The following is a 15,732-nucleotide window of genomic DNA, read 5'->3' on the forward strand; positions in this document are numbered from 1 at the left end:
ACTTTAAACCGCATGTCTGACAAGGTAAAAAATAGCAAGAAGAAGAACGTAATCAATCGTTATGGATTGATTGTGATGCTGTTGTCGGTAGTGTTTGTTGTTGTGCTTGTGTTCATTGTCCGCATCATGTTTGTGGAGGGCGAAGTGTGGCGCGAGGTAGGGCGTAAAGAAACTGTCAAGAAAGACCGTATCATCCTACCCAACAGAGGTAATATATATGCCGCCGACGGGCGTTTGCTTGCTGCCAGCCAGCCTCTTTACGGAATATATGTCGATTTCATGTCCGAAGGAATCCGGAAAGATTCTTTGATGAAGCATGCCGATGCTTTGTCTAAGGCATTGGCCAATAAGTTTGGCGACAGGTCGGCTGCCGAGTATCGCCGTATATTTATGGATGGATGGAAGCAGAGCCGTATAGACTCGGCACGTGTGGCAGAAGCAAAAAAGGCAAAATCGACCGAAAGGGTGAAGGTTAAAAGCCGTTATATCAGAATCATAAAACGGGATATTAATTATCTGGAACTAAAAGAAATACGCGCATTTCCTTTCTTTAATCAGAAATCGAACAGAAGCGGACTTATAGCCGAAGAAAGAACAACGCGCGAAAAGCCTTTTGGGCGATTGGCCGGGCGTACCATCGGATCTATCTATAAGGAAATAGAAAAAGGGGGAGCCAGCGGAATAGAACTGAAGTGCGACACAGTTCTGAAAGGATTTCAGGGAGTGAAAAGCCGCCAAAAAGTGCAAGGCCGGTGGATAGACATTGTTGAAGTACCCGCGCGGGACGGAATAGATGTGCATACCACCATCGATATAGATATACAAGACATTACGGAGCGCGCGTTGCGCAACAAGCTTGTGGAAACAGATGCCGAATCGGGCTGTGCGGTGATAATGGAAGTGGAGACGGGCGAGATAAAAGCCATAGCCAACCTCGACCGCCTGTCGGAAGGAGTATACGCCGAAGGTAATCCCAACGCATTTTCGTATATGAGCGAACCGGGCTCTACCTTCAAAACCCTGTCATTGATGGTGGCTCTCGAAGATGGTATCGTTACCCCGCAAGACTCGTTTTACGTGGGGCGTGGCTTGTTCGAATATAAAGGAAAAGTGGTGAGAGACCACGATTGGCGTCATGGACGGGATCGGGGCTACGAAACTGTGAGCCGGGGTATGTATTCGTCGTTGAATACTGTTATATCAAAAATGATTCTGAAAGGTTACGAAAACAATCCCGAAAGGTACGTAAAACGGCTTTACGATTTGGGGGTAACCAAAAAAATAGACTGGGATGTTCCCCTTTCCGGTAAGGAAGGTACGGCGCAGATACGCAGTCCTAAGGATAAATCGAATCCGTGGTCTAAAACAACATTGGCTTGGATGTCGTTCGGATACGAAACGCAGGTTCCGCCCATCTATATGTTGATGTTTTACAATGGTATAGCTAATAATGGGAAAATGATAAAGCCTTTCCTCATAAAGTCGTATATGAAAGACGGGAAGGTAGTAAAGGAATTCGCAACTGATGTCATTAATCCGTCTTTGTGTTCGGCAAAAACGCTGAAGCAGGTACAAGATATTCTGGTGGGGGTTGTGAACGAAGGAACAGCCCGTGCCGTACGGTCGGATGGTTTCCAGATTGCGGGCAAAACCGGTACGGCAATGATTGCCTCAGGTGGAGGATATAGTGGATATTATGTTTCGTTTTGTGGATACTTCCCTGCCGAAAAGCCCAAATACACTTGCTTTGTAGGTATCCGCCGCCCTAAAGGTAGCCCATCGGGAGGATTGCAACCGGGTAAGGTTTTCAAGGATATTGCCGAAGGTGTGTTTGCCAAAGATATATTTGTGGCTCCTGCCACGGTATGGAACAACGATAGTATAACCAAAATACGCTTGCCGTACATCAAAAACGGACGGTACGACGGACTGAAAACGGTTTTGGCAGGTTTGAATATCAATCATGCCCAACCCGCGGGGATGCCTGCTTGGGTAAAAACGGGCGTAGACTCAACCCATATCATGCTTTCGGGCTTTGTGCCTAAAAAAGGGCTTGTGCCCGATGTTGGCGGAATGGGAGCCAGAGATGCCGTTTATATTCTGGAAAACGCCGGGCTGAAGGTTAAAATGGTTGGAGCTGGAAAGGTTTTCAGCCAATCCATAGCTCCGGGCACGAAGATTGTAAAGGGGTCGGTAATGACTATCGGATTGAAGTAAAAAAGAAAGAAGTTTTATTCTGTTTAAAATTTATTGGGGATATGAAACTAAAAGATTTGTTATCGGATATAGATGTTATAAACATCACGGGGAATGCCGAGATTGATGTAACCGGCATAGAGTCCGACTCGCGTAAAGCCAAACCGGGTTCGTTGTTTGTAGCCATAAAAGGCTTTCAGGTAGATGGACACCAATATATACAAAACGCGCTCGATTTGGGAGCGAAAACTATAATTCATGAAGAAGACTTAGATGCCTATAAAGAAGGCATCACTTATGTGAAGGTTGCAGACACGGCCGATGCTGCCGGTAAGATTGCCACACATTGGTATGGCAACCCCACAAGCAAACTGAAACTGGTAGGTGTGACAGGTACTAACGGTAAAACAACGACAGCTACTTTGCTTTACGAAATGTTTCGTCGTTTGGGCTATAAGGCCGGACTGCTGTCTACTGTTTGCAATTATGTAGACGGAGAAACTTTTGCTACATCGCAAACCACGCCCGACCCCTTAACCCTCAATCGACTCCTTGCACGGATGGTTGAGGCCGGTTGCGAGTATGCCTTTATGGAAGTCAGTTCGCATGCCGTTCATCAAAAAAGGATAAGCGGATTAGTTTTTGCAGGGGCTATTTTCACGAACCTGACACAAGATCATCTGGACTATCACCCTACAATGGCCGATTATCTGAAAGCTAAAAAAGCATTCTTCGATAATCTCCCTTCCACGGCTTTTGCCTTGACTAACATTGATGATAAGAACGGCCTGATAATGCTGCAAAACTCAAAAGCAGCAAAGCATACATATTCGGTACGCTCTTTGGCCGACTTTAAGGCCCGAATCATAGAAAAACACTTCGATGGAACAACCATCGAAATAAATAATCGCGAACTGGAAGTTCAGTTTGTAGGCGTTTTTAATGTCTATAACCTTTTGGCAGTGTATGGAGCAACCCTCCTTTTGGGGCAGGATGCCGAAAAGGCGCTTGTTGTGCTGAGTACGTTGAAGCCTGTTTCGGGTAGGTTCGAAACTATCCGTTCGCCTCAGGGTTTCACCGCAATTGTCGATTATGCCCACACGCCCGATGCCCTGACAAATGTACTGGATGCCATACACGAAGTGTTGGAAGGAAGAGGACGTGTGCTGACAGTTGTGGGCTGTGGTGGCAACCGCGACCGTACAAAACGCCCCATCATGGCGCGCGAGGCGGTGCGCTTGAGCGACCAAGTGATTCTTACTTCCGATAATCCCCGCTACGAAGAACCCCAAGCCATAATCAACGACATGGCCGATGGGTTGGATTCGGCGCAAATGAAAAAGACGCTACTCATTGTAGACCGCGAACAGGCTATTAAAACGGCATGTACCATAGCCAAGGAAGGCGATGTGGTTCTTATTGCCGGAAAAGGGCACGAAGACTATCAGGATGTAAGAGGGGTTAAGCATCACTTCGACGACAGGGAAGTTGTAAAAAGTATTTTTGAAGAATAACATCTTAATATAGACCGATATATGTTGTATTATCTGTTTCAATATCTGGATAGCCTTGATTTTCCCGGTGCGGGGATGTTTCAGTATGTGTCTTTTCGTGCTGCATTGGCTCTGATCTTTTCGCTGCTTATATCCACAATCATAGGGCGGCGCATAATCAACAAGTTGCAAAAACTCCAGATAGGGGAGATTGTCCGCGACTTGGGTCTTGAAGGGCAAATGAGCAAAAAGGGAACGCCTACAATGGGAGGTATCATCATCATTGTGGCAATACTAATACCATCCTTGCTGCTTAACAAACTGGATAATACGTACGTAATATTGATGTTGATAACTACCATATGGCTGGGGGGACTTGGCTTTATGGACGACTATATAAAAGTATTCCGTAAGGACAAAGAGGGTTTGCACGGACGGTTTAAGATTATAGCACAAGTGGGCTTAGGTCTGATTGTGGGTGTAACCATTTTCATGTCGCCATCGGTAATTGTGAAAGAAAATACCGAAGTGTTGAATGCCGAAAATAAGGTGGAACGTGTTACCTACGAGGTAGAGGGTGTGAAATCCACCCAAACCACAATTCCCTTCATGAAGAATAATAACCTCGACTACGAGTCGTTGGTTTCTTTCATGGGCGAAAATTCGGGTAAGGCGGCTTGGGTACTCTTCGTGCTGGTTGTGATATTCATCGTTACGGCAGTGTCGAACGGTGCAAACCTTACGGATGGACTCGACGGGTTGGCTGCGGGTAGCTCTGCCATAATAGGGGTTACACTCGGTATTCTGGCCTATGTGTCGGGACACATGGAGTTTGCCTCTTATCTGAATATCATGTTTATACCCGGCAGTCAGGAGCTTGTGATATTTGCGGCCGCCTTTATTGGCGCTACGGTAGGTTTTTTGTGGTACAATGCTTTCCCGGCACAGGTTTTCATGGGCGATACCGGAAGCCTTACCTTGGGTGGTATCATCGGTGTTTTTGCCGTGTTGATACATAAGGAACTGTTACTGCCTATTTTATGCGGTGTATTCTTGGTCGAAAGCCTGTCGGTAATGATTCAGGTATCATATTTTAAATTTACTAAAAAGAAATATGGCGAGGGTCGTCGCATATTTAAGATGACACCCCTTCACCATCACTTCCAGAAGGCCGGAAATGCCGGATGGGCGGCAAAGATACAGAAGCCTTTCAATCCTGTACCCGAATCTAAAATTGTGGTTCGTTTTTGGCTGATAGGTATTATTTTGGCAGCAATAACATTGGCTACACTAAAAATGCGATAAGAAAAAATGAAACGGATAGTTATACTTGGAGGTGGCGAAAGCGGTGTGGGCTCGGCTATTTTAGCCAAAGCCAAAGGCTTCGACGTTTTTCTGTCGGACAACAGAACTCTTGGCGACAGATACAGGAACGAGCTTCTCGCCCATAATATAGCATTTGAAGAAGGCGGACATACCGAGGCGTTGATACTGTCGGCCAACGAAATCATAAAAAGCCCCGGCATACCTAATTATGCTCCCCTTATCGAGAAGGCTGCCCAGTGTGGAATACCCATTTTGTCTGAAATAGAGTTTGCCGGAAGGTACACAACAGCAAAGAAAATATGTATAACCGGCAGTAACGGAAAAACTACTACCACGAGCCTCATTTATCATATCCTCCGTTCGGCAGGGCTCAATGTGGGTCTTGGCGGAAATATCGGGCGGAGTTTTGCCCGTCAGGTAGCCGAAGAAAATTTTGATTATTATGTTCTCGAACTGAGCAGTTTTCAGTTGGAAAACATGTACGACTTCAAAGCAGATATAGCTATCCTGCTGAACATAACACCCGACCATATGGACCGTTACGATCACAAAATGCAAAACTATGTGGATGCAAAGATGCGTATTGTGCGTAACCAAAAAAGCGGCGATGCTTTCATTTTCTGGGCCGACGACCCTGTTGTTGCCAAAGAAATAGAAAGACGTAAGGATGAGTTGTTTGCTAACGAATACCGATTTGCCGGAACCAAGGAAAAAGATGTTTCGGCTTATGTCAAAAACGATAAGATTGTTATTAATACGCCCAATTCTATATTCGAGATGGATTACGCCATGTTGGCTCTTTCCGGAACGCACAACCTGTACAACTCGTTGGCATCGGGTATCGCAGCCAAACTGCTGGATATTTCGGACGAAAAATTACGCCAGTCGTTGGGCGATTTTCAGGGTGTTGAACATCGTCTCGAAAAAGTGGCAAAAGTGCGTGGTGTTCAGTATATAAACGATTCGAAGGCAACAAACGTTAATTCGTGTTGGTATGCCTTGCAAAGCATGAAAACCAAAGTAGTGCTGATTCTTGGAGGAACAGACAAGGGAAACGATTATACCGAAATAGAAGATTTGGTGAAGGCTAAAGTTCATTCACTGATTTTTTTGGGGGTCGATAACTCAAGGCTGCACAGTTTTTTTGACGGAAAGGTGGAACATATAGAAGATGCCTTGTCGATGCAAGAGGCTGTAAAAAAAGCCTATTCGCTGGCTAAGGAGGGCGATACGGTATTGCTGTCGCCATGTTGTGCAAGTTTCGATTTATTTGAGAATTACGAAGACCGTGGCAATCAGTTTAAAGACTGTGTAAGGCAGCTTTAAGAGGTTTTCGGTAAACCAATATTTTTGTATGGAAGGTAAATTCAGTAAAATATTTAAAGGCGACAAAACCATATGGTGCATATTCATTGCGCTGTGTGTAATTTCGCTGCTCGAAGTGTTTAGCGCATCGAGTACCATCGTTTATCGCCAACAAAATTATTGGGCTCCTATACTCCGTCATGGAGTGTTTATTGTGATAGGATTCTTTTTTGTCCTGTTTTTGCAAAGAGTTAAGACCCGCTATTTTTCGGGGTTGATGCTGTTCTTGCCCGTAACGTGGTTCTTATTGATATTGGCCATGATTATAGGCGAAGATGTGAATGGCGCGCAGCGTTGGTTGGGTGTAGGTTCTATAACGATACAACCGTCAGAATTCGCTAAAATTGCACTGGTTGGCTTCATGGCCTTCTTTCTGAGCCGGTTGAAGCCCGATAACGAAAAACTCGTATTTGGAATAATGATGAGCGGGATAATAGTCACTTGCGGACTGATAGCCCCCGAAAACCTTTCTACAGCCGGTTTGCTGTTTGGCGTATGTTACCTGATGATGTTTATCGGGCAGGTAAACCTGCGTCGTCTTGGGCTGATAGCAGCAGTGTGCGTGGGTAGTGTGTTCCTTTTGGTGGGAACGCTCAAGGTTTTGCCCGAAGATTTTGTTAAGGGTTATTTGCCCGACCGCTTCAGCACATGGCAAAACCGTATCGACAGGCATAGCGGCGATGATGAAGCAGCACCCGGCACAGCCGAGTTTCGGATAACCGACGAGAACTATCAGGTGTCGCATGCAAAGATAGCCATAGCCAACGGCAATATTATTGGTATGCCCGGTAGCGGTGTTGAGCGCGACTTTCTGCCGCAGGCTTATTCCGATTTTATTTTTGCCATCATTCTTGAAGAAATGGGATTCTTGGGTGGCATTTTTGTACTTCTGCTCTATGTGGCTCTCATGATTAGGGCGGGGGTGTTGGCTTCCAAGTGCGATAAGTTGTTTCCGCGTTACCTTATTCTGGGGGCGGCAATGATGATAACCATACAAGCCTTGGCCAATATGGCAGTGGCAGTAAATCTGATCCCTGTTACAGGGCAACCCTTACCGTTGATAAGTAGGGGGGGGACATCCACTATCATTACTTGTGCATATTTTGGCATAATCTTGGCATGTTCTAACGCAAGCAATTACTCAGAACACGAGGATGTAGACGAAGGCATTGCCAACATACCTTATGAGTGATTACTCGAAAAAGAGATTTAAACAAACTTAAAAAAACTAACGAATGAAGGATATACGGGTTATAATAAGCGGTGGTGGAACGGGAGGACATATTTTCCCCGCGATATCTATCGCCAATGCCATAAAGGAACGTTTCCCGGAGGCTAAAATATTGTTTGTGGGCGCCGAAGGACGTATGGAGATGAAGCGTGTGCCTGCCGCAGGTTACCAGATTGTGGGTTTGCCTGTTGCCGGCTTCAACCGTAAAAACCTGTTCAAGAATATTAAAGTATTGTGGAAGCTCCGCAAGAGTTTGCGCAAAGCCGAAAAAATAATAAAGGAATTTAATCCGCAAATAGCCATAGGGGTAGGGGGGTATGCCAGTGGCCCGTTGCTTAAAACGGCAGCCGCAAAGGGTGTGCCAACTCTCTTGCAGGAACAAAATTCGTATGCCGGTGTAACCAATAAGCTCCTTGCCAAGACGGCTTCGGCAATATGTGTTGCCTACGAGGGAATGGAACGCTTTTTTCCGGCCGATAAAATAGTGCTTACGGGCAATCCTTGCCGTCAGGATTTATTGTCGTCGACAGCAACGAGAAAAGATGCCATCGAGTTTTTTAAACTCGACCCTGACAAAAAAACGATACTTATAATAGGTGGCAGCCTTGGTGCGCGTACCATCAATCTTAGTTTTCTTGATCGTTTGGACAAAATTGGCGACGATGTTCAGGTTGTTTGGCAATCGGGCGAATATTATTTCCACGATTTATTTGTAACTCTCGACCAACGGAAAGGACACGACAACATTCATCTCTACGACTTCATAAACCGTATGGATTTGGCTTATAAAGCTGCCGATCTGGTTATTTCGCGTGCCGGTGCAGGGTCTATATCAGAGCAGTGTTTGCTCGGTAAGCCTGTTATTCTGGTTCCTTCGCCCAATGTGGCGGAAGACCATCAGACGCAAAACGCATTGGCTTTGGTAAAAAAAGATGCAGCCATTATGGTGAAAGACGCTGACGCGCAAAATGAGTTGGTGAAGATAGCATTAGAAACCGTGGCGGATGATGAGAAACTGAAGTCGCTGTCGGCCAACATACTGAAGCTGGCTCAGCATGATTCGGCAAACAGGATTGTAGACGAGGTTGTAAAGATTCTGAACAAGAAACAGTAATTCTATAATACATAGAGGAAATGGATACCGTAAAAACAGTATATTTTTTAGGAATAGGAGGAATAGGGATGAGCAGCCTTGCACGCTATTTTCTGTCGAAAGGGAAGAAAGTGGCAGGATACGACCGTACCGAAACGCCTCTTACCCGGGAGTTGCAGGCCGAAGGTGCGGAAATACATTATATTGATAGCGCAGACCGGATGCCTGCATACTGCAAAGAAAAGCAATCTGTTTTGGTGGTGTTTACTCCAGCCATGCCCGCCGATAGTGAAGAACTGAATTATTTTCGGGGAAATGATTTTACGATAAAGAAGAGGTCGCAAGTTTTGGGTATGATAACCCAAATGGGCAAGGCTCTGTGCTGTGCCGGAACGCATGGTAAAACAACAACATCGAGCATGTTGGCTCATATTTTGCGGGTTTCGCATCTGGATTGCAATGCTTTTTTGGGAGGTATTCTTAAAAATTATAACAGTAACCTGCTACTGTCGGACAAGAGCGAATTTATGGTGGTGGAGGCCGACGAGTACGACCGTTCGTTCCACCAACTGCACCCTTATATGGCTCTGATAACATCGGTCGACCCCGACCATCTGGATATATACGGAACGGAGGAAGAATACTTGAAAAGTTTTGAAGTCTTCACTTCGCTCATTCAACCCGGAGGCGCTTTGGTTATGAAGCACAACATAAAACTGTTGCCTAAAACGGGGCAAGAGGTGCGTTTGTACACATACTCGATAGAGCATGGCGATTTCCACGCCAGTAACGTAAAAATAGGCGATGGCACAATCCGTTTCGATTTTGTTACCCCCCGCGAGGTTATCAAAAACGTGGAATTGGGTGTGCCTGTCAAGATAAATATAGAAAATGCCGTTGGAGCAATGGCATTGGCTTGGCTGAACGGAGTGACGGGCGAAGAATTACGGCAGGCAATGGTTTCGTTCGGGGGGGCTAAACGCCGCTTCGATTTTTTACTGAAAACCGACCGTGTGGTGCTGATAGACGATTATGCCCATCATCCCGACGAGCTTACGGCAAGCATTACTTCGGTGAAGGCGTTATATCCCAACAGAAAAGTGACAGGCGTCTTTCAGCCGCACCTGTATAGCCGCACGCGCGATTTTGCCGCACAATTTGCCGAGAGCCTTTCGCTGCTCGATGAATTGATTTTGCTTGATATTTATCCCGCCCGCGAAAAGCCGATAGAAGGAATAACTTCCCAAATAATATTCAAGGATGTTACATGCCCCAAAACGCTTTGCCGTAAAGATGAATTATTAGAAATATTGAAAGAGAAAGACATTGAAGTTTTATTGACGCTCGGAGCCGGCGATATAGACCAACTGTTGCCGTCGGTAAAAGAGGTGTTGGAAAATAAATATACGAAAGGATAGTAGAACGAATTGTTGTTAACGGTTGTTTATAGTATAGAGTATGAAAAAAGTCTTGGTTATAGTCGGATTATGTTTGCTTGCGGGGTATCTTATCTTTGCAGCTTTCTTTTTCGAAGATAAGCCTAACGACGTGGTTTGTAGTAGTTTCGAGATTGTGCAGAGTAGCGATACTTCTAAATTCATAGATCTGGCCGAAATAGAAAAGACCGTTGCCGCAAAAGGCTTAAATCCTTATGGCAAGCAATTGAAGAATATAAATACTTACAATATAGAACAGGCTATCCTTTCTAATCCGTTTATTAAAACTACACGGGTTTATATTACAGGTAGTGGTGCCGTTAAAGCCGAAATAACAGCCAAGCATCCTATTTTGCGGGTAATGCCCGATTCGGGAGAGAGTTATTATATAGATAACGAAGCCAATGTAATGCCTCTTTCTCCCCATTTCACAGCCTATTTGCCTGTTGCTACGGGGCACATAACCCGTCCGTTTGCTCAAAAAGAGCTTTTTCAATTGGCTTCGTTCCTCCAGGAAGATAGTTTCTGGAATGCGCAGATAGAACAAATAGTAGTGGGTGCAAACAACGAAATAGAATTTATACCCCGTGTTGGTAATCAGCGAATACTTTTCGGGAAAATCGAGAATATTGACAAAAAACTGGATAAACTAATGGTTTTTTACCGGAAAGGCCTTAACGAAACGGGATGGAACAGATATAATGTTATCAATCTGAAGTACGAAAACCAAGTAGTTTGTACAAACAACGAAAAATAGACGTATATAAAATAGACCGATAAAAAAAAATATCTATCTTTATTTGTCGGAAAATGAGATAAACACATAAAGTATGGAGCAATCAGGATTCATTGTAGCAATAGATTTGGGTACCTCTAAGATAGTGGGGCTATTGGGACGGAAAAACGCGCAGGGCGTTATTTCTGTTTTGGCCTCGGAGGTTATTCCTTCCGATTCTTGTGTAAAACAGGGAGTTGTTTATAATATAGATGAGGCAGCGGGAAAAATAAAAAAGCTGATTAACCTCTTAGAAAATAAGTCGGGAAAAAAGATAGGCAAGGTATATGTTTCGATAGCAGGGCGTTCTTTGCGTGCCATAGAACATATACAAACACGGGCCATAACACCCGAGGCCGAAGTTACCTTCCTCGATATCGACCAGATGGAACAGCAAGCCCGGCAAAATAAACCTGATTTCTTTACAAATTATAGCGTAGTTGCTCCGGAAATATTCTTGGACGGCAAACACGAAGAAGACCCCATAGGCAAACCCGCATCGTTGGTTGAAGGCCGCTATCGGTTGATTGTGGGGCGTCCCAACATTAAAAGCAGTTTGGTGAAATGTATTACCGACAAAAATCAGTTGGATATCGCAGGCTTTATAGTAGGCCCTGTTGCAGCGGGTGCCATTGTTCTTGACGAGGAAGACAAAGAGGCGGGTTGCGCCTTGGTCGACTTTGGAGCGGGAACAACAACCGTTTCTATCTATAAAGAAGGCCTGTTGCGTTATATGTCGGTCATTCCTTTTGGAGGACGTACCATTACGCGCGACGTTCAGAGTCTTAGTTTCACTTCCGATGCTGCCGAATCTTATAAAGTAAAATACGGTAAAATAGGTAAGGACAAATCAAGACCAGCGGGACAAGTCAGTTCGGAGGTCGATCTGAAAGAACTGAACAAGGTAATTCAGTTGCGCGAAGAAGAAATTGTCCTTAATGTGATAAACCAGATAAAAGAATCGGGCTATGGCGATGAACTTGATGCCGGAATCGTAATAATTGGTGGAGCATCGCAATTGGAAGGCTTGGATACCTTCCTTGCCGATAAATCGAAGATGGACGTTAAAAAAGGAGTTGTTAAACGCCTTTATATAAACAATGCGGCAGAACTGCTGCAAAACCCGCTTTATACACAGTGTTTGGGGCTTCTGCTTTTTGCTAACGAAAACTGCGAGAAGAGAGAAGAGGTAAAACCTGTGAGCGAGCCGCAATATGATGTAACAGACCAGTCTCAAACAACGGAAAACAATCAGGATGACGATACAGGCAACGGTGGTGGTGACACCCATAACCAGCAACCGCCTGTCAAGGAGAAGAAAAAGAAAGAGAAGAAAGAAAAAAGCGGTTCTTTGTTCGACTTTTTCGGTAAAATCCAGAATCTGGGAGGAACCGTTTTTAAAGATGAAGAATAAATAAAAGGAATCAGAATATAAAAGAGATAAGTATATGACTGACGAAGTTTTAGATTTCCAGTTCCCCAAGCGCACGCAAACCATCATCAAGGTAATTGGTGTGGGCGGCGGCGGCGGTAATGCCGTAAATCATATGTATAACGAAGGGATACACGATGTATCGTTTGCCCTTTGTAATACCGACAATCAGGCCTTGAGCCAATCGCCTGTGCAAACCCGTGTTCAGTTGGGACGCCGCACAACCGAAGGCCTTGGTGCCGGCAACCGCCCCGAAGTGGCAAAGTCGGCAGCCGAAGAAAGCCGCAAAGATATAGAAGAACTTCTTAGCGATGGCACTAAAATGGTGTTCATCACAGCCGGTATGGGTGGTGGTACAGGTACGGGGGCAGCTCCTGTGGTTGCGCGCATAGCTAAGGATATGGACATACTGACAGTTGGTATTGTTACTATCCCATTTGTTTTTGAAGGACGCAAAAAAATAATACAAGCCCTGAAGGGGGTCGAAGAGATAGCCAAAAACGTAGATGCCTTGCTGGTTATAAACAATGAGCGTCTGATTGATATCTATTCCGATTTGACCATCCCGAATGCTTTTGCAAAAGCCGACGATACTTTGGCAGTAGCCGCAAAAGGGATAGCCGAAATTATAACCGTTCACGGACATATAAACCTCGACTTTGCCGATGTACAAACCATCTTGAAGGATGGAGGCGTAGCCATAATGAGTAGCGGCTATGGCGAAGGCGAATCGCGGGTTGACGAGGCTATCAAGAATGCGCTTCACTCTCCGTTGCTTAATAACAATAACGTGTTTGAGGCCAAGAAAATATTGTTCAATATATATTCGGGTACAGACAATCCGCTTATTGTGGAAGAAATGGATGCCGTGTCGGACTTCATGAAACGTTTTGGCCCCGAAATAGAGGTTATTTGGGGTACGGCTACCGAAAAAAGCTTGGAGGCGCAGGTAAAGATAACTTTACTTGCAACGGGCTTCGGTATGTCGAGCATTCCGGGAATAGACGATCACTTCCGCGAACTGACCGAAGAAGAAGAACGCTTGGAAGAAGAACGCCAGATGAAGGAGGAAGAAGAAAAACGCCGCATAAATGCCATGATAGAACAGCATTATGGTAAGGATGGGGTGAAAACGATGGATGTGAGGTCGTTCTTTACGCCCAAACCCATAGTTCTTTCCACCGAAGAGTTAGACGACGACCGCATTGTGGAAGCCTTAGAAAATAATCCCGTTTATAAGCGTGACGAGGACTTCAATCCGGCCGAATATAAACCCGAACAGAAACGTCAGCCCGGCAACCTGTTTGGCGAAAGTTGAATTTTTAAAACAAGATATATATTACAAATGAATCTTTTTGATAAAATAAGCGAAGACATAAAAGATGCAATGCGAGCAAAAGATAAAATAAGGCTTGAGGCATTGCGTGGAGTAAAAAAAGAGTTTCTTGAGGCTAAAACATCTAAAGGATCGGACGGAGAACTTGATGATGATACGGCAATCAAGATTGTGCAAAAGATGGTGAAACAGCGTCGCGACAGTGCCGAGATTTACACTTCGCAAGGACGTGCCGATTTGGCTGAAAAAGAATTGAGCGAGGTTTCGGTACTGGAGCAGTACTTGCCAAAACAATTAACGCCCGAAGAGTTGGAAGCCCAACTGAAAGAAATAATAGCGCAAGTTGGTGCTTCGTCGGCTGCCGATATGGGCAAAGTGATGGGTGTTGCAACCAAAGCATTGGCCGGAGTGGCTCCGGGGAAAGCTATTTCCGAAACCGTGAAAAAGCTTTTATCTTAAAAAAATATAGTTATACTGTTAGTTAATGATATCCTGAAAGCCTTACATAGCTGCGTCTGTGTAGGGCTTTTGCGATAAATGAATAAAGGTAGACCGATGGTAGACGAAATATTTCCTTTGGTAGACGAATTGGGAAACGTGGTGGGTAGAGCTACCCGCCGGGAATGTCATGGCGGTACTATGTGGTTGCATCCGGTGATTCACTTACATGTTTTTAATACTAAGGGTGAGCTCTTTCTACAAAAACGTTCTCCCCAAAAAGATATTCAACCCGGCAAATGGGATTCGTCGGTAGGTGGTCATATCGGTTGGGGCGAAACACCGATGGAGGCAGTTGATCGCGAAGCCTGTGAGGAAATCGGAATGAAGGACTTTGTTCCGGTTTTTATTACAAAGTACATTATCGAAACACCTGTGGAACGGGAACTTACCTACTGCTTCTATATAGTTACGGATAGCGAAATTGTAATTGATGGACAGGAAGTTACCGATGGACGGTATTGGAGTATAGCGGAAATTGGTGAGAGTTTGAATAAAGATATTTTTACATATAACTTTGAACAGGATTTTATCCGTTTTCTTTCGGGTGGAATTTCAAAATTAAAAAATATGATATCCCGGTAATTTATGTTCGATAAAGTAAAAGTGTTTTTTATAGGTGTCCTCTTTTGTAGTCACATTTAAAAATTATTGTTGAAAATTATAAATTTCAGAAAGATGGAAGACATTATAAACAAGCGTTGTGGTTGGGCTGGAACTGATAGTCTGTATGTGAAATATCACGATGAAGAGTGGGGGCGGTTGGTTACCGATGATAAAACCTTATTCGAATTTCTTGTTCTGGAGAGTGCTCAGGCAGGATTGGCTTGGATTACTATTCTTCGCAAACGCGAAGGGTATAGAAAAGCATTTTATAACTTTGATGTTGAGAAAGTGGCTGAGATGACTCCGAATGATATTGACCGGTTGATGCAGTTTGATGGGATTGTCAGGAATCGGTTAAAGATTGCATCTACCATTACGAATGCTCAATGTTTTATGGCTGTTCAAAAGGAATTTGGTAGTTTCTACAATTATATATTATCGTTTTTCCATAGCCAGCAACCTGTCGTAAATAATTTCAAATCACTAAATGAGATTCCTGCTGTGTGTCCTGAATCGGATGCAATGAGCAAGGATATGAAAAAACGAGGATTTAAATTCTTTGGTTCTACCATTTGTTATGCTTATATGCAGGCTACTGGGTTTGTGGATGATCATCTGGATGGATGTTTTTGTAGAGAGAAGAAAATGTAAGCTTAGGCCTTTAGAATCGAGAAATACAATATTGGGGCAACGATGCCAAATAATGAAAAGAGGCTGTCTCACAATGATGAGATGGCCTTTTTTTTGTTTTCTCTTTATTCCGCTTTGTTTTTCTCTTTTATTTCCGATTCGTTCTTTTTTGTAGTCTACATTGCTTCATATAATCCCTTTTTCCAATATTCCGGTTTAATAAAGGTTTCATAGGGAGTATTTTAACCCTATGATGCTACTTTAGCTATATTATGTGCAATAGCCAGTAATCCAAACTCCACCTCAACTTTGTTT

Annotated in this window: 13 protein-coding genes; all 13 read left to right on the forward strand. The window is 44.2% G+C overall.

Annotated features, from left to right (window positions below; translation table 11 throughout):
• The first annotated feature begins 12 nt into the window (after window positions 1–12).
• The gene (locus tag M2132_RS09935; protein WP_280673211.1) at window positions 13–2,217 is read left to right on the forward strand and encodes a penicillin-binding protein; all 2,205 of its coding nucleotides are present in this window, start codon (window positions 13–15) and stop codon (window positions 2,215–2,217) included.
• Window positions 2,218–2,258: 41 nt separating this feature from the next.
• On the forward strand, window positions 2,259–3,710 hold the full coding sequence (locus M2132_RS09940) for a UDP-N-acetylmuramoyl-L-alanyl-D-glutamate--2,6-diaminopimelate ligase (RefSeq protein ID WP_280673212.1): 1,452 nt from the start codon (window positions 2,259–2,261) through the stop codon (window positions 3,708–3,710).
• A 21-nt stretch (window positions 3,711–3,731) separates the two neighbouring features.
• The gene (mraY, locus tag M2132_RS09945; RefSeq protein WP_280673213.1) at window positions 3,732–4,994 is read left to right on the forward strand and encodes a phospho-N-acetylmuramoyl-pentapeptide-transferase; all 1,263 of its coding nucleotides are present in this window, start codon (window positions 3,732–3,734) and stop codon (window positions 4,992–4,994) included.
• Between the two features lie 6 nt (window positions 4,995–5,000).
• Window positions 5,001–6,341, forward strand: a complete 1,341-nt coding sequence (murD, locus tag M2132_RS09950; RefSeq protein WP_280673214.1) for a UDP-N-acetylmuramoyl-L-alanine--D-glutamate ligase — start codon at window positions 5,001–5,003, stop codon at window positions 6,339–6,341.
• Between the two features lie 28 nt (window positions 6,342–6,369).
• A complete protein-coding gene (locus M2132_RS09955) occupies window positions 6,370–7,572 on the forward strand; it encodes an FtsW/RodA/SpoVE family cell cycle protein (protein ID WP_280673215.1) in 1,203 nt (400 codons plus the stop codon).
• A gap of 43 nt (window positions 7,573–7,615) precedes the next feature.
• Entirely contained in the window at window positions 7,616–8,725 is a 1,110-nt protein-coding gene (gene murG, locus M2132_RS09960; protein ID WP_280673216.1) for an undecaprenyldiphospho-muramoylpentapeptide beta-N-acetylglucosaminyltransferase, read from the forward strand.
• A gap of 20 nt (window positions 8,726–8,745) precedes the next feature.
• Window positions 8,746–10,122: a UDP-N-acetylmuramate--L-alanine ligase gene (gene murC / locus M2132_RS09965; protein WP_280673217.1), complete on the forward strand. Its 1,377-nt coding sequence runs from the start codon at window positions 8,746–8,748 to the stop codon at window positions 10,120–10,122.
• Between the two features lie 40 nt (window positions 10,123–10,162).
• Window positions 10,163–10,897 (forward strand): hypothetical protein, encoded by a 735-nt coding sequence (locus tag M2132_RS09970; RefSeq protein ID WP_280673218.1) that lies wholly within the window; start codon window positions 10,163–10,165, stop codon window positions 10,895–10,897.
• A 73-nt stretch (window positions 10,898–10,970) separates the two neighbouring features.
• On the forward strand, window positions 10,971–12,329 hold the full coding sequence (gene ftsA, locus M2132_RS09975; protein WP_280673219.1) for a cell division protein FtsA: 1,359 nt from the start codon (window positions 10,971–10,973) through the stop codon (window positions 12,327–12,329).
• 34 nt (window positions 12,330–12,363) lie between these two features.
• Window positions 12,364–13,665 carry a cell division protein FtsZ gene (gene ftsZ / locus M2132_RS09980; RefSeq protein WP_280673220.1) on the forward strand — a complete coding sequence of 434 codons (1,302 nt, stop codon included), beginning with the start codon at window positions 12,364–12,366 and terminating at the stop codon, window positions 13,663–13,665.
• Between the two features lie 27 nt (window positions 13,666–13,692).
• Complete coding sequence (locus M2132_RS09985) at window positions 13,693–14,142, forward strand: GatB/YqeY domain-containing protein (RefSeq protein WP_280673221.1); 450 nt, start codon at window positions 13,693–13,695, stop codon at window positions 14,140–14,142.
• Between the two features lie 96 nt (window positions 14,143–14,238).
• Window positions 14,239–14,766: an NUDIX domain-containing protein gene (locus M2132_RS09990; RefSeq protein ID WP_280673222.1), complete on the forward strand. Its 528-nt coding sequence runs from the start codon at window positions 14,239–14,241 to the stop codon at window positions 14,764–14,766.
• Between the two features lie 93 nt (window positions 14,767–14,859).
• On the forward strand, window positions 14,860–15,438 hold the full coding sequence (locus tag M2132_RS09995) for a DNA-3-methyladenine glycosylase I (protein ID WP_280673225.1): 579 nt from the start codon (window positions 14,860–14,862) through the stop codon (window positions 15,436–15,438).
• The last annotated feature ends 294 nt before the right edge of the window (window positions 15,439–15,732 follow it).

This window comes from Dysgonomonas sp. PH5-45, from assembly GCF_029893235.1.
Lineage (GTDB): Bacteria > Bacteroidota > Bacteroidia > Bacteroidales > Dysgonomonadaceae > UBA1309.

What these genes read in the sequence shown, in the direction of transcription:
- M2132_RS09935 (WP_280673211.1), top strand. Translation starts at nt 13, where the DNA reads ATGTCTGACAAGGTAAAAAATAGCAAGAAGAAGAACGTAATCAATCGT.
- M2132_RS09940 (WP_280673212.1), top strand. Translation starts at nt 2,259, where the DNA reads ATGAAACTAAAAGATTTGTTATCGGATATAGATGTTATAAACATCACG.
- mraY (WP_280673213.1), top strand. Translation starts at nt 3,732, where the DNA reads ATGTTGTATTATCTGTTTCAATATCTGGATAGCCTTGATTTTCCCGGT.
- murD (WP_280673214.1), top strand. Translation starts at nt 5,001, where the DNA reads ATGAAACGGATAGTTATACTTGGAGGTGGCGAAAGCGGTGTGGGCTCG.
- M2132_RS09955 (WP_280673215.1), top strand. Translation starts at nt 6,370, where the DNA reads ATGGAAGGTAAATTCAGTAAAATATTTAAAGGCGACAAAACCATATGG.
- murG (WP_280673216.1), top strand. Translation starts at nt 7,616, where the DNA reads ATGAAGGATATACGGGTTATAATAAGCGGTGGTGGAACGGGAGGACAT.
- murC (WP_280673217.1), top strand. Translation starts at nt 8,746, where the DNA reads ATGGATACCGTAAAAACAGTATATTTTTTAGGAATAGGAGGAATAGGG.
- M2132_RS09970 (WP_280673218.1), top strand. Translation starts at nt 10,163, where the DNA reads ATGAAAAAAGTCTTGGTTATAGTCGGATTATGTTTGCTTGCGGGGTAT.
- ftsA (WP_280673219.1), top strand. Translation starts at nt 10,971, where the DNA reads ATGGAGCAATCAGGATTCATTGTAGCAATAGATTTGGGTACCTCTAAG.
- ftsZ (WP_280673220.1), top strand. Translation starts at nt 12,364, where the DNA reads ATGACTGACGAAGTTTTAGATTTCCAGTTCCCCAAGCGCACGCAAACC.
- M2132_RS09985 (WP_280673221.1), top strand. Translation starts at nt 13,693, where the DNA reads ATGAATCTTTTTGATAAAATAAGCGAAGACATAAAAGATGCAATGCGA.
- M2132_RS09990 (WP_280673222.1), top strand. Translation starts at nt 14,239, where the DNA reads ATGGTAGACGAAATATTTCCTTTGGTAGACGAATTGGGAAACGTGGTG.
- M2132_RS09995 (WP_280673225.1), top strand. Translation starts at nt 14,860, where the DNA reads ATGGAAGACATTATAAACAAGCGTTGTGGTTGGGCTGGAACTGATAGT.